Here is an 830-nt window from a genome sequence, read left to right as displayed (position 1 = left end):
GCGCTTCCGCTGACGGTGAACGGCAAGCTCGATCGCAACGCGCTGCCGGCCCCTCGCGATCAGGCCTATGCGCTGGCGGCCTATGAGGCGCCGCAAGGCGCGGTCGAGACCGCGCTGGCGCGGATCTGGGCCGAGCTCCTTGGTGTCGAGCGCATCGGGCGCAACGACCACTTCTTCGAACTGGGCGGCCACTCCCTCTTGGCCGTGCAGATGTCGAGCCGGCTGTCACAGGCGGTCGGAGTCGACCTGCCGCTGTCGACGCTGTTCGCAAGGCCAGTGCTGAGTGACCTGGCGGCAAGCATCGTCGAGCTGTTGAGCCGCTCCGGTCCGCAACAGCTGCCGTCGATTGCAGCGGTGTCGCGCCATGAGCCGCTTGTGCTGTCATTTGCGCAGCAGCGGCTATGGTTTTTGGCGCAGCTGAACGAAGGCAGCACGAACTATCACATTCCGCTGACCCTGCGACTGCGCGGGATGCTCGACCGCAGCGCCTGGCAGCACAGCCTTGACCGTCTGTTTGCGCGTCATGAGGCGCTGCGCAGTGTCTTTGTCGCAACGCAAGGTAAGCCCCGGGTTGAGGTTCTGCCGCCGGATGCGGGATTGCCGATACTTGAGCATGATCTGCGGGAGAGATCGGATGCGGAAGCGGCACTTTTGGATCTGTGCCATGAAGAGGGGCGCACGCCATTCGATCTTGCGCGCGGCCCACTGATCCGCGGGCATCTGGTGCGGATGTCGGACGAGGAACACGTCTTCCTGCTGACCCAGCATCACATCGTCTCGGACGGCTGGTCGATGGGCGTGCTGCTGCGTGAACTTAGCCAGCTTTACCG

General features: G+C 64.5%; 1 protein-coding gene. It reads left to right on the top strand.

Going from position 1 to position 830, the window contains the following annotated elements; genetic code table 11:
• Positions 1–830 (top strand): condensation domain-containing protein (locus AC066S_RS38975; protein ID WP_478271927.1); only part of this gene is annotated, 830 nt, incomplete at both ends.

The organism is Bradyrhizobium sp. CFUWI, from assembly GCF_056429085.1.
Note: the sequence above shows the minus strand (reverse complement) of the source record. Positions and strands in the feature narration are given on the sequence as shown.